Source organism: Microbulbifer sp. ABM4_008 (genome assembly GCF_056311705.1).
The window spans coordinates 1,314,093-1,334,526 of record NZ_CM149970.1 but is presented as its reverse complement, the minus strand read 5'-3'; the positions used below and the strand labels follow the sequence as shown (position 1 = coordinate 1,334,526).

The window sequence follows — 20,434 nt, the reverse complement described above, 5'->3', positions numbered from 1 at the left end:
CTCTGCCCAAACAACACATGACTCCCAAAACGAAATTTTATTTATCATTCAACAAAATACTTATCAGCCTGGCCTTGATATTATTCATCTGTGCATTATCAACAACCAGCAAGGCTGATTTCATCAGTTTAAGTGGCGCTGAGACCGCCAACAATATTGCGGAGATCGACATACAAAAAAATATCCTAAACATTAGATTCGAGATATCAGCAAGCGATGCCAAACTATTTTGGCCAGGAATTGAAGCTACACCAGACATTTATCGACTGGCCCAATCAGCAAAAACCCAGCAATCTTTCGATTTTCAAGTACTCTCTGGAAATAAGAACATTAAGCCCAAAGTCATCTCAATTCGAGTAGCCCAGAGGAAACCTAGAATTTCCCCTTTTGCTGGGCAAACCGATCCCCGCACCGGCATAAAAATGCCGGATTTCCCGACAGATAAAAAGGTTCTTTTAACTCAGCTGAAATATCCAATCGGTGGACTTTCAGACCTGCAACTAAAACCACCCATGGGTAGTGATGAGCTGGCATCCGTGACAATTGGCTTTACCAGTCGCCACGGGCAAACACCTATCAGCGGCTTTCACTACCTATCCCAACCTGAACCACTCATTATCGACTGGAAAGACCCATGGAATACACATTTTAAGAACACCGATATTAGTCGGCATAATCGCTACCCTCTAATGTCTTTCCTCTACGTAGAGCCCCGCCAGATACGCCATGAGATACTCGTGCGCACCAAGGACTTACTGGAGTGGACTAATCACCCTTTTGATGCCTGGCAACCATTAACACCAGAAAGCAAGGCCTTCCTGCACCACACAGTACGCAGCTATCTAAATAATAAAAATCCAACTTCTATTGATCAGTCGCCCTCACAGCCGAATAGCATTGAGACTGTTTTTCTCCGCGCAAATAACAGCGGGTACTCACAGATTTCAGAGAATGACACTATTGAAATGGGCTCAGTGATGATTGGCTACCGGGAAAAATTTTCCATCGATGCACTGCCCCAGAGTGTTACCGTAGACTGGAATCTATTCACCGATACGATCAACTCCGTTCCCACCCTAATTCAGGACCCCACAGGCCCATTCCCCACCCATGTAATTCCCTCATTTCCTGATATTCAGTGGCACAACTACCTATACGATTACCGACCTCCAAATAGCGATCCACTTGCAATAGAAACCCCCAGCCTGGCGATCCCTATGGCAATCCTATTTTCATTTCTTATTATTACGATAATTGTATTGACGCTATCCACAAAACACTCACTTATAGGCCGCAAGGGTTCAACTACTCTCTATACCGCCATAATAATCTCAGCTGTCGCTTTGTACCTCAATCTTCCAGAAGAATACCGGGTAAACCTTCCAGGAACCGCTAAAAAACGAGACTTGGGTCAAGTAACAGAACAGCTACTGTTAAAAGTTGCAGCCGCATTTAAAGAGCCTCTACCGATCAATCTGGAATTAAAGCTAAAAAACCTGATTACCAAGGAAGGATTCGAAAGTACCTATTCAAATCTGGCACAAATTTATCGCCCCCAAACAACGAGTGGTGGCTTGGGATCAATCAGTGCTATTACAAATCTTAAAGTCGAGTACTCCAGCCAAATTAACCTGAATGGCAACAAAGGATTCCGGTTAATTACAAGTTGGCAGGCGGTAGTAGAGGACCGAAGCTGGGGACACTTTGAACAAAGACCGCAAGAGACCCGGGCCAATATCGCAATTATCCAGTCTGATAACCACTGGAAAATCGCTGGATTTACGCCCCTATCCGTACGGTAAGAACAAAAATAGAGAAATAGTTTGAGCCATGAAAAACAGCACACTCAAGTTGCCCGCAATGATCGCTCTATACCTCCTCATATCCAGCCTCAGCGGGCAAGCACAAGCGCACTTTCTTCTTAACTTCAATGTACGGATTTTCCATATAGAGCACACAGCCAGTGGTGCCAACCTATATATGAGAGTGCCTATGCCCTATTTACTGGCAGATAAAACAAAAAAGGGTCGCGACCCCTATACTGGCAAACTCCCACAACCCGCGCCCTATACCAAAAACTCATTGGATCAAGGCGGCTTGGTCCATTATGTGGATTTTCAGCAGCTGGAGCTAGCGCCTCTAGGACTCGGTAATATTGCAGAGAGAGCCACTCTTCTCCGCAATACTGACAAGCAGATAAAAGGCGATGTAAAAGCCGTGCGCCTGTATCGGATAGGAAATGAACCAGGTTTTGCAACGCTGGAGGAGGCACAGCAGGCATTTTTGCACCAATACTTACCTGAAGACACCAATCAAAGGTTATATGTGGGTGACACCTTGGTTGATATTCAGATCTTCTACCCTCTGGAAGCTCCCCTTGGAGAATACCAACTATCCAGCTCTCTTAACCCCGGCCTCCCCAACCAGGAAGACACCGCCAACCTGGTACTGGATTACAACCCAGGTAAGACCCAGGTCTTTCGCTCACGCGGTCTTATGCAAGAGCCACTATTGATTACCCACTCCTCAATAGACGCTGTGAAGACTTTTCTGGCGGAGGGCATCGCCCATATCCTGAAGGGGCTGGACCACGTGTTGTTTGTACTCTGCTTAAGCCTCGGTGCACTCAGCCTACCCCTACTCTTGTGGCGCGCTACCGGCTTTACCATCGGTCACAGTATCACCCTCTCAGCCGGATTCTTTGGCTTTGTTCCCACTGCCAGCTGGTTCGTACCGGTGGTAGAAACCGGTATCGCCCTATCCATAATCTATATGGCCTGGATATCACTACACCGGGAAGACACTAAGATCACAGGGAGCGAAAGTACAATTTTTATCGGCACCTGTATGCTCGGCCTGCTCCATGGCCTGGGTTTTTCATTTGTATTACATGAAATACTCCAAGTTGATTCCCCGAATATCTGGCAAAGCCTCTTGGCCTTCAATCTGGGGGTAGAAGCCGGACAAGTAATCATAGTTCTTGCCATATGGCCCCTTACCTATTTGGCCAGGCTGTGGAAAAAGGAATGGGAAATCCGGATACGCTATTCTGTTGCTGGACTCTGCAGCGCAATTGCTTTTATTTGGACATTAGATAGAGGATATGAGCTTGTTTCAGCAATCTTCTGAACAGGAGAATGAGTTTTCTCTCTGGCTATTACACTCGAGAAAATACACCTAAAAATGTCTTGTATTCTCAAGCTCCAGAGGCAAAACTCACTCCAAAATTAACCTCCCTGTCACTACACACGCAATAGTGAATGAAAATACAAAGCGCAATAAATCAGGACGTTAAATAATTTAAGATCCAAACCCCTTGGGATGCTGCTTCCCGGCGTCATCTATTACTTCCCAAGAAGCCTTTGAGTCAACCCATAAATGATGAACCACTTTTAGGTTTTCGTTACCATCCACCAAGCTTCCTGCAGGAATGTAAGTATTTAAAGAATCATTCTCTCCGGGCAGAGTCGAACCGCAAGTAGCGCAAAAATTTGTATGCCAATCATGCCCAGGCTTAGACCAATACTTAAGGTTCTCCTTACCTTTAACCCAACTAAACTTCTCGGTAGGCACGATAGCTACAGTAATAGAGCCACTCCCTGTGGAGCGACGGCAGATTGAGCAGTGGCACATATATAAATCTGTGAGGGATTCTTGTATCTCATAAGCTATCTCTCCACAATTGCATTCACCTTTAGTCAAAAAGACACTCCTTTTTTAGTAATATAAAGATACAAAGCCCACATATCTGAGACATCTATATCACCTTGTATAGATTTTAACCGATCATAGAGCCCCAAAAGAACATCTACTCGCACTGAACAATCTCGCCAGCTAATTTTAACTTCGGTATTAGCTATCTGTTCTACAACAAATGTCTCAGGCTGAACTTCCGCTCCAAGTAGATAAAAGGTTACCAGAAAGAACTGGCTTTTGTGGTGCGCATATCTATTAGCACAAACCTTTATCTAACCTGATTTCTCTCATCATTGATTCAAGTTTTCGGCAGCAAGTGGCTAATAGAGGCTGAGTTGAGCAATATATAAAAGTGAGCACCCGCACACTTAGTGTGGTGCTCACTTTCTCACTTGGTGAAAGGATTCTATACAACTTAACAGGTTGCTGCGGGATCAACCGGGGCTTCATATATCGTAAAGACCGGAAATATCATTAAAGAATTTAAATTTAGCAATATGATGATAGATACAGAGAACTAGGCGTAGCTTAGTGTAAATTTTATTTAGGCCTAAGGATCTCAATAAACTTCGCATCTACCCACATTATTTCAAAATTCGGTGGAGTACAGCGCCGGCAGTAGAAAAGGTATTTCCCATCGGGCGTTACATATCCACCACCATCTTCCCCCTCTGTATTGATCTTATCACCGAAGTTAATAGCCGCACCCCATGAGCCATCTTGTTGGCGAAAGCTGATGTACATATCGCTATCACCATATCCACCGTCTCTTTCACTATCCCAGATAATATAGGACTCATCAGGGGCAATAAACGGGTGAGCAGTCCATTTACCTGTATTTATCTGCTTTCCAAAAGGTTTTGGCACTTCACGCTTACCATCTAACAGACGCGAATAGCGAAGAATACCATCTCCATTTGAACCTACTTCATCAAATACAAAGGTTCCATTTGCAGAAGCCGTAAGGCGCATGATACGAAAGTCTTCAAATAGTGGCCCCAGGCTTTTAGGTTCTGACCAACCATTGTCAGTGCGCTCTCTATATCGATTTCTAGAATACATTGTTTGACCATCAGGTGAGATAGAGCCACCCCAGGCCACTTCCGATTCATACCAACGATTACCCTCAAGCTTGAATGCAACTTTCGAAGACTTGCCACTTTGGTGATATCTTCTTGTAACGTAGTACTCTTTCATATCAGGCGTGAAGTAACCACCCCAATCCCGATACTCTTTCGAGGGACTAGGGGCGAATAACTTTGGAGTTAACCCAGGAGGTTCCTGTCCAAGATAGGGTCCTTCAAGAACTGTAAGTGTATCCTGACTATAACTGTTAACACTCAGGGTTAACAGTGAGAGTAGAACAATTGAAATACAAAGGTGCCTCATGACATATCCTTGCTTAAACATGAAGTAATAAGCAACCAATGTATCTATTCAGGCTTTATAACACCTGACGTCCATATGAATTTTGCCTGATTCTTGTGAGAAAAGGTGTGATCCGCCAACTATTTGTATGAAATATACTCAAAAGTGGCTCTGCACCGAGGGTTCGAACCTCCCTTTTGTCTTCCATTTATACTGACCTTGCGGCTCATCTCGTATTGCCAATCCGCCCCCCAATTACAGAGAGAGTTATCGGGACACGACAATCTTGAACCTACATAAATACACCTCAGATATTCACCTATTCGACGTAAGTTAATCTACAAGTTTGTCCAGAAGAAATAGATGAAGGTGGGAACTGTAGAGTAACGAATACTATTTTCTATTCTCAACCGTATGATCAATCTTCATTCTGGGGGATGAAGATTGAGCGATACTATAGCAACAATTACTACTGCACTTTCACAAGATAGATATCAATAAGGAGTGTGCAGCTCAATTAAATACTATATTTGATACACACTTCCTTATATATTTACCTGTTAAAGTTTAGATATCCTCAAGTATATTGATTGTCTTTAGGTGGCTCCAATTAAAATAGATCGATTTATTCTAAGTTATAGACAGTTAACACCAAGTTCTTTAACCGTTTTCAACCAGGAGTCCTGTTGATTCTTATCAGACATAATCATTGAACCAAATAAACTAACCTCTGCTTTCGAGAAGCCGCAATATTGAAGAGTAAATCGATCAAGCTGCTCTAATACTGGCTTTGCTTGTTCTTCTAAATATTCTGTAGGGGCATCCATTGTCAAAATTATTCTTGATGTTTTGCCTTTAAGAAGCTGTATCGGTTCTGCACTACCACTCTCAAATTTAAAGGTAATTCCGGGAAGAAAAGATCGATCAATCAAGCCTTTGAGCTTTCCAGGCAATCCGCCCCACCAAATAGGCGACACCACAACAATATGCTGTGCCCATTTAAGAGCCTCTTGAAATTCAGATAGACAATCCTCCAATACTTGATAATCATCGTACCCAAACTCTAAATTCGAATTGAAGTCCATTTCCGACAGGTTATATCGCCGAACATTAGCCTGTCTCTTTGCTTCAGACTCATAGACATCGCTCAACTGCTTAACAAAACTGTTCTTCTTTGGATTGCCATTTAAAAGTAGGATATTTTTCATCTCGTCATACTATTGCTTAAAGACATGATGAAAAGTCTACCGTCTCCCCTTAAGGGGAGAGTCAAGACTTTTATGGCAGGAATCTATAGAAGCAATACACTGATCAACCTTTTCAGCTTTACTAGAAAGTGATTCCAATTCAGCCTCAATTTTCCTTTTTACTTTCTTCAGAAAAACGCTGATTCGAGCCCAATCAACCTCTCCATTATGGTACCGAATAACATCCTTCAACTCAGCCAAAGTCACCCCAAGTACTTTGGCTTCTGAGATCAAAGTAAGAATTTCAACATCTTCTGCCGTATAGACTCTATATCTGCCCTGCCTTTTAGGAACGGCAATGAGGCCTTTTTCCTCATAAAATCTTATCGCTTTTACAGTGAGATTCGTTCTTCTTGACACCTCTCCTATAAACATACAGACCTCCTACCTATGCTCAATTTCCCGTTGAGATTACAGCCTATGAAAAATATTCATCACATGAAAGGAGCCTTCCATGAGTTTGGGACCTTCGCAGCTCTTACGGGTACCTAGTAGAACCCCATAAGAGCCGGGACTCACTTCTTACATTCTCATGCTTTCGGCACAAACATTACGTTGAAGAACGTAAATACGCAATACCGCAAATTAAGAAGACAAGGCCCTCTAATTTCCTGTAATAAATTCAGACGGGGAACCTAACTACGTAAATAAACTACTACTAATGGCAGTAACACCTCTATGCCGCCTCATACGCATCTGGCAAGTATTGCTAGTATCTGGACTACCTCTTACTTGATTTTCAATGGTCAGTGAGAATGTCTATTCAGAGGAACCTTAGAGACTGATAGATTTTAATTAGAGGCACTCTACTGTATACCAAAAAGCTCTAGCTAAGTAAGTCTGGAGTTGTACCGCTTGCTTTAAGCATGTGGCCTATCCCCATGTCTTTTTGTTTCAGGTTAACAAATAGCTTTGAAGTAAAAACACCAAAGGGCATTTGAGCTACACCAGTCTCTGTACCGGTCGGCGTAACAATGGCATAACTAGGTGTTTTATAAGGCTTAACCTTTTTACCTTTGGCTTGATTAATGATAACGCTCGCTAAGATGCCTCCTTGAACGTTTGCTATATAGCCGTGCTTATTTTTATCCAGAGTAGAGCAATCACCTATCGCATAAAGGTTAGAATAACCCCTAACCCGCATATATTCGTCCACTTTAATTAATCCCATCTTATCTAACACACCGAGTAATTCTGTTTTTAGAAACTCCGTATTTGGCGACATACCTACACATTCATAAACCAGGTCTGCCTTGAAGGTGTCTTGAGTATTCATAGAACGGTAAATTGCACCTTCCTTAACTAGCCGGGTATTGAGGTGTACGCTAACGCCTTTAGCCGTAAGCTGCTCTAGCGCCTTGTTCTGAGCTTTAGGCTTAAGATGGCCAAGTAGTACATCTTTAGAATGCACTAAGGTCACGGTTTTATTGGGATAAGCGCTGCTAATTTCCCCAGCCAGCTCCACGCCAACGGTACCGCCTCCTACAATCAAAACTGACTGAGATTTCGCCAGTATTTTTTGCTCATTCCGCATTTCTTGCTCACGCTCGGAAATCGTATAAGCTGATGTGGATTTCGCTATCGGCAAGGTTGGGTAGCGACTGCCTGTCGCGATAACTGCCTGTTTAAAGTGGATCTCTAATCCATTTGATGACTTTGCTATCCGGTCATCCATGGAAACCACATCTGCTTGAACAAAATCGCTCTGAATAAAGTCACGATAATATTTACGTGGATTAGCAGTCAGTAAGTTAGGCGCTATCGCATTACGTAATGTGGCAAAGGTCACTTCAAAATGGTCCTTTCGGTCAACCAATACCACCTGCATACCCTGCTTAGCTAACTTTTGGGCCACAGAAACACCAGCAAAGCCTCCGCCAACGATTAACACGTCTGTCCGTTTGATCATAACTCACCTCAATATCGTTCAACTGTTCGGATAAAGCGCGGCCGTTCGCAATGCCTCACGAACAGGTCACTTCTTGATAGGGAGATAAGGATAAAGTTAGACTTAGACTAATGATATTAACTATAATCTAAGTTCTTGTTAGCTTTTACCTAACAAGTTGATTTAGCTGATATCGGGTGATGATACCGCGCAGGCATGAAGTAAAAAGGTGCACGCAGACTCCCAGCTTCTGCTGGCAGAAGAAAAACAAATAGCTGGTTTACGTAAAAGCTGCTCATTCAAAATGATCAGCGGTGTTGATGCTGTCCAGTTTGCAAGCACTGGCAAATGGTATCGAGTGCAGATTACTCATGTTGTCAGCACAACAGAAAAGATGCTTCATAAAAGAAAGCCAGTTAATGGCTATTTTCAGTTTGAGATCCTCAAATATGCTGCATCAGAAACTTACCTATATTTTCTCTTAACTCACGCCACTATGACTTTGGAACAATTACGATATTTTAAGGCGATAGTTGAAGGGGGCTCGCTAAAAGCTGCTGCCCAGACACTTCACCGAACACAGCCCACTATAAGCGCCGCCATCAAGAAATTAGAGGCAGACCTCAATCTACAACTATTTGATCGGGACCAATACAGGAGCACACTCACAGCTGACGGCAAAGCCCTGTATGAACAATCCAAACATGTACTAGCTGAAGCCCACTCGTTTAAGAGCTTAGCTAAACAGCTGGTCGCAGGAGAAGAACTGGAAGTAGGTATTGCGTTTACTTCCGCCATACCGGTCGGCCCAATACTCAGCGCAATACGTCAGTGCAAAATTGAGTACCCAAAAACACGCTTGGAGGTCTATTCCGAAAATGGCCTCGGGCCACTGGACTTATTAAAGGGAGGCCAGGTTTCCATAGCTATTATTCCGTGGACTGAAACTTACGACCAGCTTGAATCCATTCATCTAATGAATATGAAATTCATTTCTGTGATCGCTGGCGACTCTCCCCTACTTACCCAATACGAGGAAGTCCCAAGGCAGATTATGCTACGCCATCCCCAGGTGATCATCAGTGGTAGGAAGTCATCCACTAAAACCTACGGGGTGCTTGAAGGGGGCGATCAATGGAGAGTCAACGATTTTCCGACTAAAAAAGAAATTATTCTTCAAGGTATGGGTTGGGGTACGCTACCAGAACATATGATAGAAGCGGAGCTTGAACAGGGCTTATTATCGCCCATAGCAGTGGAAGGGATACCAAAACCGCAAGAACTGGAAGTGCGGGTGGCTAGACAAGCATCTGATCCGATGGGTCCCGTAGCAAGTTACCTTTGGCAATTATTCCTAAACCTTCAGGGCCTTCATTAAAAAAACACTTACTATGTTTCTACTACAATTTTCCAGATTCTTTATGTTAAATGCATAGCTTCTAAGAACTCGAACCTGACCTACCAGCTGCCTGTATTTTTCGGGAGAAACTCTTTGGCTGAGTTTCCTCACACTAGCACATAGGTAAATAAAAGGCGCTTAAATTATCCTGTTGGGATCAATTAAGTTTGTTTCTATATCAAAGATGCGTAAAATCGATAGATCTCTATTAGTGTTTTGTTATTTTTGGTTGGGCTTGATTTGGCTTCTCACCTAAGGAGAAGTACCACAATTTCCTAAACGATCTATTTCTTCAAGAGGAGAACGGTAGCGAGATATAAGAATAAGTAAAAGGCGCTGACCCAAGGTGCTACCAACACCCGGGGCCAGCTAACCAAATTGATACCTTCAATATCAAAAGTCGAGTAGACCAAAGGAACTTCCCCTTCAACCTCTCACAGAACCGTACGTGAACCTCTCAATTCATACGGCTCTTCGTATTCAGCACATTTTCAAGCTTCCCATTCTCCAGTGTGCAAACAAGCCACGCATTTGTTGACGAACCTTTCCAATAAAGACCCAACTCTTAAAACAGCTTCGCTTCAGATGTTTAAACTTCTTCCTGGCCCAACGCATCAGCGTTTGATCAAGATACTTCTGTAGCCGATAAACACCATATCTCCGCCCAAAGTGACCATAGTAGTTCAGCCAACCCTGTATTGCGGGATTAAGTACTTTTGCCATTTCAGATAGTGATCGATCCACCCAGTTTATTACTCGCCATTGCCTGACCTTATCCTTAATCCTCTTGAAGGCCTTAGGACTCATTGAAGGACTAAATGCGGTGAAGATCTGTCCTTGGCGATTCCTTGCTTTTCTGGGACCAAATCGAAACCCCAGAAAGTCAAAGTGGATCACTGGGTGGGAGTCTTTACGATTACTGTTCTTGCAATAGACCTTGCGCGTTTTCTCTGGATGAGCCTCAAGCCCGCAGGTAGTCAGGCGTGCTTTTAGAGCCGCCAGTAAGCGATCCGCTTCCCGGGGATTACGACAATGGTAAACAGCATCATCCGCGTAACGCTCAAAAGGAATATCTCTGTGCGTTCTTACCATCCAGACGTCCAGCGCGTAGTGCAAAAACAAGTTCGCCAACAGTGGGCTGATTACGCCCCCTTGTGGAGTGCCTTGTGTTCGCTCTTCAAGCTGTCCATCCTGATGTTGTACCGGAGCCGTCAACCAGCGCTGCACATAGAGTCTGACCCACCGATGATCATTATGTTTATCCAATGCCTTCAGTAGGAGTTCGTGATTAATATTGTCAAAGAAACCTTTGATATCTAAATCAACTACCCAGATTCTATCCCAGCATCGTTGTCGAGCTCGACGCACTGCGTCTATAGCAGATTTGCCTGGCCGATAGCCGTAGGAGTCAGGGTGAAATACCTTCTCCAATTCTGGCTCCAGCAGTTGCTTAGCCACCATTTGTGCAATGCGATCTTCGATTGTGGGGATACCCAGTGGTCGCAGGCTGCCATCGAGTTTCGGAATATCCACTCGTTTGACGGCTGATGGAAAATAGCTGCCAGATGACATCCGATTCCATAGCTTGTAAAGGTTTTTTGACGAGACTCGATTCGTATTGCTCTATCGTTATCTCATCAATCCCCGCTCCGCCGCCATTAGCCTTGATCTGCTTCCACGCTCCCCAAACCGCTCGCTTGGGAATATTGAATGGCTTTGCGCTAATCGTTAATTCCTCCCCATCTGGGTTGATTACACGGTTAGTCGCCGAATACGACAACCCCTTCGCTCCACGTCCATTACAGCCGCTTCTCCACTACTACGGGTTGTTCCGCCCCTGTGACCAGTCTTGGTACTCAACGTCTTGTAGGGCCTCTACTTGACGCTCTTCCTTAACACCTGGACGACAGGTTCTCCTGTTCCACCCAAAAGCCTGTTGTGTGTTCACGCCACCTCTATGCCGGATGCCACTCGGTCGGTAAACAGGTAACCTCCAAGCTTATCCCCGCACTTAGCCAGTGCACGGGTTTTGACATCATCTTGGTAATACGCTTTCGACACCTCATCAGTGGTTCATTTGCATTCGTCTCTACACAACATACCTGACGTATCTCGTACGCCTTTTCCTCAAGCGCTTCTAACCAAAGCTCTTTACTCCGATCACCTTGAGGCGGTTTGTTACCACTTCCTGCAAAGCGATAACGGAGGGCCGACCTCCATCTCCTGGATAGCACGTATTTTTTTATTTATAAAAATAAATAAAAAAATAAAAAAATACTCAGGACGCACTGGCTATATGCATCATACGCTAGATACCCGCTCGTCTTCAATAAAGTGGTGTACATTCAGCAGCTTGAGACGTGTCCCCAAGCTCTGGGAGCGTTGCGCTCGCCTTTTCTTCTTCTATGCTTATCGTTCTCGTGCGCCCCCTCTTCTAGCCGCTTCTTTCAATACTCCCCCAAGAGAACGCTCTTTCTTGTAGCCTATATCAGTGGGAAATGAATATGTTGATATTGAAACGCCGAATAGGTGAAAACCTACGAATCGGCACCAAAGTTTCGGTTAAGGTATTAGAGGTTAAAGGCAATCAAGTGAAGGTGGGAATATATGCCCCCAAGTCGATACCCATTCATCGAGAAGAAATATATAGGCGCATCCAAAAGGAATAGATGGTGAACTTCCGAAGCCGTTGAGAAGCAAGTGTTCGGTCTTCCCAGCGGCTTTTCAATTAGTTTATGACCTTTGGAAAGGCCTCGATTAGCTAAATACTTGCACAAACTAACCAACAACAACTGTCTCTATGTGATATTTTTCAAACTCCAATACGAACTGCATTCAACTGAAACCTTTACAGATGGGGTCGTTGAAGGGCGTATTACATACTATCTGCTTGTATTTAGCATAAGCTTCTGCATTATAATTTCTGGATTGGGGATTCATAAAGCCATGAAGGTAAGTGGAATGATGAACCTCCACTTGCTCTTTCTGCTTCAACGTCTGCATGACCTCTGATACAGAAAAGTGAGGCTCCATCGCCGGGAATATCAAGCGCGTAGGAAATATAGGATCAATTTTGACGTAATGGCGAACTTGTGAACTATAAAATAAAATTGCCCCTGAAACATTACTCAAAGCTTGATGATCAGATAACCTCCATATGGCCGATGCGCCAATACTAAAACCCACTAAATTCACATGACCAAATGATACGCTGATTCTCTCTGATAATTTTTCAACGTATTTATCGAGCCCAACCTTTGATGTAAAGTGTGAATACGCCTCAACTTCATAATCGAAATTCATCAATTCTGAATTATACGGATCAACTATCTCTACACTACCAGGAAGATCAGCTGCAAATCGCTCTAACGCTTTTGTACGACCAAAAATATCTGAAACCAAAACCCAAGCCATAGTTTATTTTTTTATATAACAAGAAAGAAACGATACACCGACCAGTTATAGTTTAATCTATGCATATTTATCGAGTTCGATACAGTATGTCGTAAAACATCGACCCAACAGCTCAGTTTTATGTACTATTTTGGATATTCTTTTCAAAGCTCTGTATTCTGGCCTACTGTCAAGCAAATGACACACTATTTCCTTATGCCCTAACTCCTTAGCCCAACCGATCATTGTTTTGAATACCGAGAGTCCAGAACCCCAAAACTGTTGAGATATGACAACAGCCATCTCAAAGCCGCTATCGTCAGGCTGAATACCACACCACCCAGCTAATACTCCACCGATGTAAATTAGTCGAACACGGCACCCAGGCAGGGAGTCTACTTCTAATTTAAACTTGACCCACTCATTAATACTCTGGACATCAAAGTATTCATGTTTAATTAAGTGCTCCCTAAGTGAATCCTCATTGAGTACAGCTAACAGCTTATCTCGATTCACTTGGGTTAGCTCCTTAAACTCTATCCTGCTCATATTAAAGTAACTTTGATCTTCTCGTTTTGGGGTGGCTTTAAAGACGAAATAGTTTTTGCCTGCTTTGTAAGTTACCCAAGAGTAATCACGACCGAAAGGTAGGCGCCTATTCAATGGGGAAAGTTTCTTTATTTATTTGAGAAAAAGAATACAGCCGCAGTGCAAAAAAACACACAAATAGGACGTCAACTTCATCACTTTATTAGTCGCTACGGTTTGCTCTCTTGTACTTTTCCTGGTACTCGCGGCGCTGCTTAGTAACTTCATATAATACAATTCCAGAAGTTGTTCCGAGGTTCAGACTTTCAATCATTCCAAACATTGGAATGGATACGCAGAAAGCGCTATTTTCGACTGCAAGATCACTTATACCTCTAGATTCGTTACCAAACCAAACAGCCAGTTTTGGCTGAGTGTAATCAGCCTCATGCAATATAAAGCTGTCTTTTCCTTTTACATGGGGAGAGGTGACAATCGAGATAAATCTGTTTTTCGCCAAATGATCCAGGCATTCCTCGGTACTATCAAAACGCTTTACGAAGCTCCATTTGATCGCAGAGACAGACGGCTTCGAGAGTGATTTCCTTTCTCTCATTTCCTGCCAGTCATCGGGTATTAGCTTGCGAGGATCAACAATATACGTTTTTTCAACGCCTAATGCATTGACGTTTCTAATGACCGCTCCAATGTTCTTCATATCCATCGGGCACTCGAGAACAGCTATCAGATTTTTACAGCGATAAGGCTTAATTTCATCAGCTCTTTTTCGGGCACCATTTTTATCAATTTCCATATTCTCGAAGACCTTAGATAATTTGTTCACTACTAACATTGCAGTCAGACACAGTCTGGACTGTGTAAATACTAACAACAATAAGCGCAGCAACCTCACAAAATATGTATAATGCTATGTTAATGGCTGCATTACTTAATTAACTATTAAGCTACACCGACGCCCATAAACCGCCTATATAATTAAACGATATTATACCTAGCGCCAAATAATACAGGGTAGTACCGATGGACAGTTGTACCCAATACTTTTCTCCACCCATCGATTTGCAGTGATAAAACCATACAGCCCCTATGGCTATCAATGGGCCAACAACTCCCCAAAAAATCCATGTAATTATTCCAGGAATAAACTGAACATTGATAGACACTATGTTCAGTATCGTATATAAAATTGTAAATAGTACAGATTTAGCCAAAGGATACTTAATTATTTCCACTCTCTACCTAGACATTTAAACTTGAGCATAGAGCACGCTGTCTAGCCGCAACATCAGAAACAGCATGCGCCAGTTATAGGAAGTTAACTCCAAATAACCCATCCGATAGCCACTCCTAAAACCAAGCAGGAAGCTCCTATTTTAACCAGTAAGTTATGCTCTGCTCTATCTTCCATTATGGCGCCCTGAATGTACAAGTTAAGCGCTTTCTCTGCTTCATCTGAAGATGGAAATTCTTTATAGAAATTCAGTAAAGCGTTTTGAACTTTGGGTACCCACGAGGATGGATTATCCTCCTCAGGAGGATAATCTAATACAGCCAAAACATAAGGTGCCTGGGGCTCTACTAGCTTTCCTATTTTCTTAGCTTCATCGTAATACTGAGATATATCCATCGTTGTATCTACGTATACCATTTCAATTAGATGATACCTTTGCAGTCGATTGTACTACCTTGTTAGCCCTAAAACTTCCACCAAGACTTCCTTTTTGGCTTGGCCAAGGTAACACTTTCAATTGGAGTGCCCTCTGGCAAACCCTGAACTTTTTTATGAAATTGTCCTGATATTGAGAAGTGGACTTCGATATCAGTTATCTCAAAATTTTCTACGTCAATTTCACCACCAAGAAATAGAGGTATCTTAATGCTGTAAATCATATATTTAGAAAGTGACTTACCTGACTCAATCAAGCTACGTACAAATTTTGCCCCCATAAAACCGCTAACAAATTCAGAGTCTTGTAATTTTGAGAGAAACTCTTCTCCATCTTTTGCGATGAACTCGACTTGGCAAAGTGTAGTACTCAAAAACTCCACTTCATTGGTTTTTACGTTTTGAATAAACGCATCGCCAAGAGCGGTAATAACTATAGGTAACTTACCCTTACCAATAAGCCATTCCCAATCGGATAGAAGGTCTCCCTTGTTAATATGAGAAAAATTTACTGTTAAATCATTTAATGTCATGAGAATATTTTTACTAGTTAGCGCATGCGCCATACCGCAGATGCGCTTGCGAACCGGAGTGGAGATCAAAACTGTAAAGCAGCTGAGCATGGCCCACTCTGTTAGATCACCACTCCCTCATTTTTCCATCATTTGCCATATAACTATTGACCAAGCCTTCAGAAAGGCTTACAACTCTCATAATCTCCTCCTCTGTCAGCTCTCTACCTAAATTTAATTTAAGCTGAGAAAACGCCTTTGAGTCTTCACAAATCACGTTTGGCATAGATGATATTGCTGCCCATTCAATTTCGTGACCCGGTATATTTGTAGTAGCCTCATACGCATCAACTACCCATCCACACCCCAATCGAATTGCAATTAACCCACTTTCGACAGCTCTTTTATCATCTTCTGGAGTTAGATTTTTTGGATGAATATACATCCACTGCCGAACATCCTCGACAGCCTTTTTCTTTATCGCTTTTAATGCAGCCTCTCCACCGACTTTATACTGAAGGTACTCCAGAAGCCCCTCTACACATGAATAGGCCTCTGGTGAAAGCTGATCATACTGATCATCAATAATAAATTCACATTCATCAATTAGCTCTTTGAGCTGCTTTTTATCAAAATAATTTAATTCCGAGTAATCCTTAATATCTAGGACCGATGGAAGCTCCATATATACCCCTCAAATCTAACATTTATATAATAGCTATCCAAACCACTATTATCTTTACTACGGTTTCAAATATAAATTCGCTCCTCACATTTACTTTTAATTATGAAGCCGATAAGGTAAACACAAATGGGACCATAGAGCTAAATAAAAAATGCGTTCTATATGGCCACTATCACAAGCACCAAATAAATATCTAACTCTTTGATTTTAAACTTATGACTCTAATGAACTTAGTCTCTTCATAAACTGAACTCACTCAACTACCACCGCCAAGTCGCCGCTATATACGGCCCATGTTGAGTAATATCATAAGCAAAACGCCCATCAGAGAGTCGATCGGAATAATCAATACTGTAATACTGATACCCAAAACGCAGTGAGGTTGTCTTCCAGGCGCGCCAGTCGAATCCGGCTAGTAGATTCCACTGTAAGTCATCACCCCCAGCGCCAAAGCCTCCCAGTTCCGTGCGTACAGCAACGGTTAGGCATTCAGTAATTCCGATTGCACCTCGCGCAGATAGTGTAGGTTCCCACCAACTCTGTTTGCCTCCAAGGCGATTCCTAAATTCGGGCCTGGGGCCTATGTTAATTCCCGCTCGTGCTTTCACTTCCTGCTTTAATCGGTTCCAGCGCAAACCCGCTCCCACATCAACGAAGTACTTTCGCCCACTATTAGCCAGGTTCCCTTCTAAAATCCGGTAACCGGCTAGGGCATTTATCCAGCCCTGGCGAGCATCCACCTCAACATCAATATCTACATCGATATCCAGCTGTGGGTTTCGCGGCGGGGTTATGGTTGCTCCCTCGTCCAATCTGAGGTGCACATAGTAGAGATCCGCCACGACCCCAAAGCGCCCTTTCCAGGCTTCCAGGCGCACAGAAAATGCAGCGTTGAGGAGCTCCAGGGTTTTACTTAAATCCAGGTCTATATCGACACTGGTGTCAGCGACAGTGGAAGTCCCTTTAGTGCGAAGCGGGAGGAAAAGATAGGGAGTGGCGAGGAAGCGCCAGTCATCGGACTCTTTGGAAGTTAGGCTGGCAGCCGGTGTAGGCTCCGAACTCTGCGCAGCGGCGGTACAGGAGATAAAGCTGCAGAGCGTTAGCGCCAATATTTGCCTTGCGCTTTTCTCTTTCGCCTGTCCCTGTTTCATAGCAGCAACCGCTCCAAATCATTCGAGGCTCGATAGAGCATCAATGAATAAGGATAGATAGAGCTGAGGGAAGTTTCAGAGTGAGGAAATCTGTGGCATAGGGGGAGGAAATACTGCCGGGCAGGTCAAACTACCCGGCAGTGAGAAGCGATTAGTCGTTCGCTTCAGGGCGCATATGCGGGAACAGCAGTACGTCGCGAATCGACGGAGAGTTGGTAAACAGCATTACCAGGCGGTCGATACCGATGCCCTCACCAGCGGTGGGCGGCAGGCCGTATTCCAGCGCGCGGATATAGTCGGCGTCGTAATGCATGGCTTCATCGTCACCGGCATCTTTCTCCGCAACCTGGGCTTTGAAGCGTTCGGCCTGATCTTCCGCGTCGTTCAACTCGGAGAAACCATTGGCTATCTCGCGGCCGCCAACGAAGAATTCAAAGCGGTCGGTGACAAACGGGTTGTCATCATTGCGGCGAGCCAACGGGGACACTTCGGTTGGGTACTCGGTGATAAAGGTCGGCTGGTCGAGACGGTGCTCTACGGTCTTCTCGAAGATCTCGATCTGTACCTTACCCAAGCCCCAGCTGTCTTTCAGCGGGATCTCCAGCTTCTCGGCTACCGCGCGGGCGGATTCGATATTGTCGATATCGGCCGCAGTGAGTTCCGGGTTGTAGTGCAGAATGGAGTCGAACACAGACAAACGCGCGAACGGCTTGGAGAAGTCGTAGCTGCTGTCCTGGTATTCCACAGTGGTGGAGCCCAGTACATCTTCACAGATACCGCGCAGCATCTTCTCGGTGAGGTCCATCAGGTCGTTGTAGTCCGCGTACGCCTGGTAAAACTCAAGCATGGTGAATTCGGGGTTGTGGCGCGTGGACAGGCCCTCGTTGCGGAAGTTGCGGTTGATCTCGTAAACCCGCTCAAAACCACCCACAACCAGACGCTTCAGGTACAGCTCCGGGGCAATACGCAGGTACATATCGATATCCAGCGCATTGTGGTGGGTAACGAACGGACGCGCGCTGGCACCACCGGGAATAACCTGCAACATGGGCGTTTCCACTTCCATAAACTGCTGGCCGTTGAGGAAGTCGCGAATGTACTCGATCACTTTGGAGCGCACGCGGAACACTTCGCGGGCTTCCGGCGTGGCGATCAGGTCCACATAGCGCTGGCGATAACGCATTTCCTGATCGGCGATGCCGTGGAATTTTTCCGGCAGCGGGCGCAGCGCTTTGGTCAGCAGGCTGTACTCTTCACAGTTGACGTAGAGGTCGCCCTTACCAGATTTGTGCAGAGTGCCTTTTACGCCGACGATATCGCCGATATCCCAGGCACCGAAGCGCTCTTTAATATCTTTCTGTGCCGCTTTATCGGCATATAGCTGAATGCGGTCAGACACATCCTGGATCACCATAAAGGGTCCGCGTTTAGCCAGGATTCGCCCTGCTACGCACGCCCGTTTACCCAGTTCTTCCAGCTCCTCTTTCTGTTTATCGCCGAACTCAGCTTGCAGGTCGGCAGCGAGGTTCTCGCGGCGAAAACTGTTGGGGAAAGCATTGCCCTTCTCGCGCAGAGCGGAAAGCTTGGTGCGGCGCTCGGCGATCAGTTTGTTTTCGTCTTGCTGGATATCAGTCATGGTGATCTATCAGTTTTGTGATTGATATTGCCCCTCATCGACGAGGGGCGCGGTGAGAGTGGAGACTTTAAATCAGAGGCCGGCTTTTAGGCTGGCTTCGATAAATTGGTCCAGGTCTCCGTCCAGTACTGCCTGGCAGTTGCTGGTCTGGACATTGGTGCGCAGGTCCTTGATACGCTGGTCGTCCAACACGTAAGAGCGGATCTGGCTGCCCCAACCGATGTCGGCCTTGCTGTCTTCCATGGCCTGCTTCTCTGCGTTGCGCTTGAGCATTTCCTGCTCGTACATTTTTGCGCGCAGCATTTTCCAGGCTTTATCGCGGTTCTGGTGCTGGGAGCGCTCGCTCTGGCACTGCACGACGATACCGGATTCTGTGTGGGTCAAACGCACCGCAGAATCGGTTTTGTTCACGTGCTGACCACCGGCGCCGGACGCGCGGTAGGTGTCTTCACGCACCTGGGACTTGTCGATTTCAATCTCGATATTGTCATCGATTTCCGGTGACACAAATACCGAGCTAAAAGAAGTGTGACGGCGGTTGCCGGAATCAAACGGCGATTTGCGCACCAGCCGGTGTACACCGGTTTCTGTGCGCAGCCATCCGAACGCGTGGTCGCCGGCGAAATGCACAGTGGCACTCTTGATACCGGCAACTTCCCCAGCGGAAACCTCTTCCAGGGTGGTCTTGAAGCCGTGGGCTTCACCCCAGCGCAGGTACATACGCAGGATCATTTCCGCCCAATCCTGGGCCTCGGTACCGCCGGAGCCAGCCTGGATATCCAGGTAGGCGTTGTTCTCATCGTTCTCGCCGGAGAACATACGGCGGAATTCCAGAATCCCCAGCTGCTGCTGGAGACCTTCGATCTCAGTGGAGACCTCCCCTACGGAGTCCTCATCATTTTCCTCGACTGCCATTTCCAACAGTTCGCGGCAATCGGCAATGCCGGAGTCAAGGTTTTCGATGGTATTAACCACCGTTTCCAGGGAGGAGCGCTCGCGCCCCAGTTCCTGTGCGCGGCTGGGGTCGTCCCAAACACTCGGCTCAGCCAGCTCCAGCTCTACTTCGGTAAGGCGTTCTTTCTTGCTGGCGTAGTCAAAGATACCCCCTAAGAACGTCAGTGCGCTCTTCGAGGTCTTTTAATTGATTGATGAGGGGATTGATTTCCATGAACTTTCGGTGTCCGGACAAAATAAAAAGCGGCGCGCATTCTACCGCAGCGCGCGGGGGTCCTTCCAGTCAGATA

At 45.0% G+C, this 20,434-nt stretch carries 19 protein-coding genes; 4 read left to right on the top strand and 15 right to left on the bottom strand.

Annotated elements, in window-relative coordinates:
• The first annotated feature begins 74 nt into the window (after window positions 1-74).
• Window positions 75-1,802: a hypothetical protein gene (locus ACYX4J_RS05845; RefSeq protein WP_476178073.1), complete on the top strand. Its 1,728-nt coding sequence runs from the start codon at window positions 75-77 to the stop codon at window positions 1,800-1,802.
• A gap of 28 nt (window positions 1,803-1,830) precedes the next feature.
• Window positions 1,831-3,129 (top strand): HupE/UreJ family protein, encoded by a 1,299-nt coding sequence (locus ACYX4J_RS05840; RefSeq protein WP_476178072.1) that lies wholly within the window; start codon window positions 1,831-1,833, stop codon window positions 3,127-3,129.
• 171 nt (window positions 3,130-3,300) lie between these two features.
• Here ACYX4J_RS05840 and ACYX4J_RS05835 read toward each other — a convergent pair whose 3' ends face one another.
• The 5 genes from ACYX4J_RS05835 to ACYX4J_RS05815 form a co-directional block, all read right to left on the bottom strand.
• Complete coding sequence (locus ACYX4J_RS05835) at window positions 3,301-3,702, bottom strand: GFA family protein (RefSeq protein ID WP_444933803.1); 402 nt, start codon at window positions 3,700-3,702, stop codon at window positions 3,301-3,303.
• A 534-nt stretch (window positions 3,703-4,236) separates the two neighbouring features.
• Window positions 4,237-4,893: a TolB-like translocation protein gene (locus tag ACYX4J_RS05830; protein ID WP_476178071.1), complete on the bottom strand. Its 657-nt coding sequence runs from the start codon at window positions 4,891-4,893 to the stop codon at window positions 4,237-4,239.
• Between the two features lie 806 nt (window positions 4,894-5,699).
• Entirely contained in the window at window positions 5,700-6,272 is a 573-nt protein-coding gene (locus tag ACYX4J_RS05825; protein ID WP_444914341.1) for an NAD(P)H-dependent oxidoreductase, read from the bottom strand.
• Window positions 6,273-6,308: 36 nt separating this feature from the next.
• On the bottom strand, window positions 6,309-6,686 hold the full coding sequence (locus ACYX4J_RS05820) for a MerR family transcriptional regulator (RefSeq protein ID WP_444898031.1): 378 nt from the start codon (window positions 6,684-6,686) through the stop codon (window positions 6,309-6,311).
• A gap of 451 nt (window positions 6,687-7,137) precedes the next feature.
• Entirely contained in the window at window positions 7,138-8,220 is a 1,083-nt protein-coding gene (locus ACYX4J_RS05815) for an NAD(P)/FAD-dependent oxidoreductase (RefSeq protein ID WP_476178070.1), read from the bottom strand.
• Between the two features lie 208 nt (window positions 8,221-8,428).
• Here ACYX4J_RS05815 and ACYX4J_RS05810 point away from each other — a divergent pair, with 208 nt between their 5' ends.
• The gene (locus ACYX4J_RS05810) at window positions 8,429-9,577 is read left to right on the top strand and encodes a LysR family transcriptional regulator (protein ID WP_476178069.1); all 1,149 of its coding nucleotides are present in this window, start codon (window positions 8,429-8,431) and stop codon (window positions 9,575-9,577) included.
• 501 nt (window positions 9,578-10,078) lie between these two features.
• On the opposite strand, the gene ltrA is transcribed toward ACYX4J_RS05810, so the two are convergent.
• A complete protein-coding gene (ltrA, locus tag ACYX4J_RS05805; protein WP_476178068.1) occupies window positions 10,079-11,170 on the bottom strand; it encodes a group II intron reverse transcriptase/maturase in 1,092 nt (363 codons plus the stop codon).
• Window positions 11,171-12,102: 932 nt separating this feature from the next.
• On the opposite strand from ltrA, the gene csrA reads away from it, so the two are divergent.
• On the top strand, window positions 12,103-12,267 hold the full coding sequence (gene csrA / locus ACYX4J_RS05800; RefSeq protein WP_444933809.1) for a carbon storage regulator CsrA: 165 nt from the start codon (window positions 12,103-12,105) through the stop codon (window positions 12,265-12,267).
• 166 nt (window positions 12,268-12,433) lie between these two features.
• Here csrA and ACYX4J_RS05795 read toward each other — a convergent pair whose 3' ends face one another.
• The 9 genes from ACYX4J_RS05795 to prfB form a co-directional block, all read right to left on the bottom strand.
• On the bottom strand, window positions 12,434-13,012 hold the full coding sequence (locus ACYX4J_RS05795) for a dienelactone hydrolase family protein (protein ID WP_444933810.1): 579 nt from the start codon (window positions 13,010-13,012) through the stop codon (window positions 12,434-12,436).
• Between the two features lie 57 nt (window positions 13,013-13,069).
• Complete coding sequence (locus ACYX4J_RS05790; RefSeq protein WP_476178067.1) at window positions 13,070-13,540, bottom strand: GNAT family N-acetyltransferase; 471 nt, start codon at window positions 13,538-13,540, stop codon at window positions 13,070-13,072.
• A gap of 202 nt (window positions 13,541-13,742) precedes the next feature.
• The gene (locus ACYX4J_RS05785) at window positions 13,743-14,333 is read right to left on the bottom strand and encodes a TrmH family RNA methyltransferase (protein WP_444907665.1); all 591 of its coding nucleotides are present in this window, start codon (window positions 14,331-14,333) and stop codon (window positions 13,743-13,745) included.
• Window positions 14,334-14,855: 522 nt separating this feature from the next.
• On the bottom strand, window positions 14,856-15,167 hold the full coding sequence (locus ACYX4J_RS05780) for a hypothetical protein (RefSeq protein WP_444907664.1): 312 nt from the start codon (window positions 15,165-15,167) through the stop codon (window positions 14,856-14,858).
• A 68-nt stretch (window positions 15,168-15,235) separates the two neighbouring features.
• Window positions 15,236-15,829 carry a T6SS immunity protein Tdi1 domain-containing protein gene (locus ACYX4J_RS05775; protein ID WP_444907663.1) on the bottom strand — a complete coding sequence of 198 codons (594 nt, stop codon included), beginning with the start codon at window positions 15,827-15,829 and terminating at the stop codon, window positions 15,236-15,238.
• 16 nt (window positions 15,830-15,845) lie between these two features.
• Window positions 15,846-16,403 (bottom strand): hypothetical protein, encoded by a 558-nt coding sequence (locus ACYX4J_RS05770; protein ID WP_476178066.1) that lies wholly within the window; start codon window positions 16,401-16,403, stop codon window positions 15,846-15,848.
• Between the two features lie 260 nt (window positions 16,404-16,663).
• Window positions 16,664-17,554 (bottom strand): hypothetical protein, encoded by an 891-nt coding sequence (locus ACYX4J_RS05765; RefSeq protein WP_476178065.1) that lies wholly within the window; start codon window positions 17,552-17,554, stop codon window positions 16,664-16,666.
• Between the two features lie 151 nt (window positions 17,555-17,705).
• Window positions 17,706-19,190 carry a lysine--tRNA ligase gene (lysS, locus tag ACYX4J_RS05760; protein ID WP_444886817.1) on the bottom strand — a complete coding sequence of 495 codons (1,485 nt, stop codon included), beginning with the start codon at window positions 19,188-19,190 and terminating at the stop codon, window positions 17,706-17,708.
• Window positions 19,191-19,262: 72 nt separating this feature from the next.
• Window positions 19,263-20,358 (bottom strand): peptide chain release factor 2 gene (prfB, locus tag ACYX4J_RS05755; RefSeq protein ID WP_413662795.1). Its coding sequence is split into 2 segments (ribosomal slippage): window positions 19,263-20,285 and window positions 20,287-20,358, totalling 1,095 coding nucleotides; the frame shifts between segments, so codons are not numbered across the junction.
• Between the last annotated feature and the right edge of the window lie 76 nt (window positions 20,359-20,434).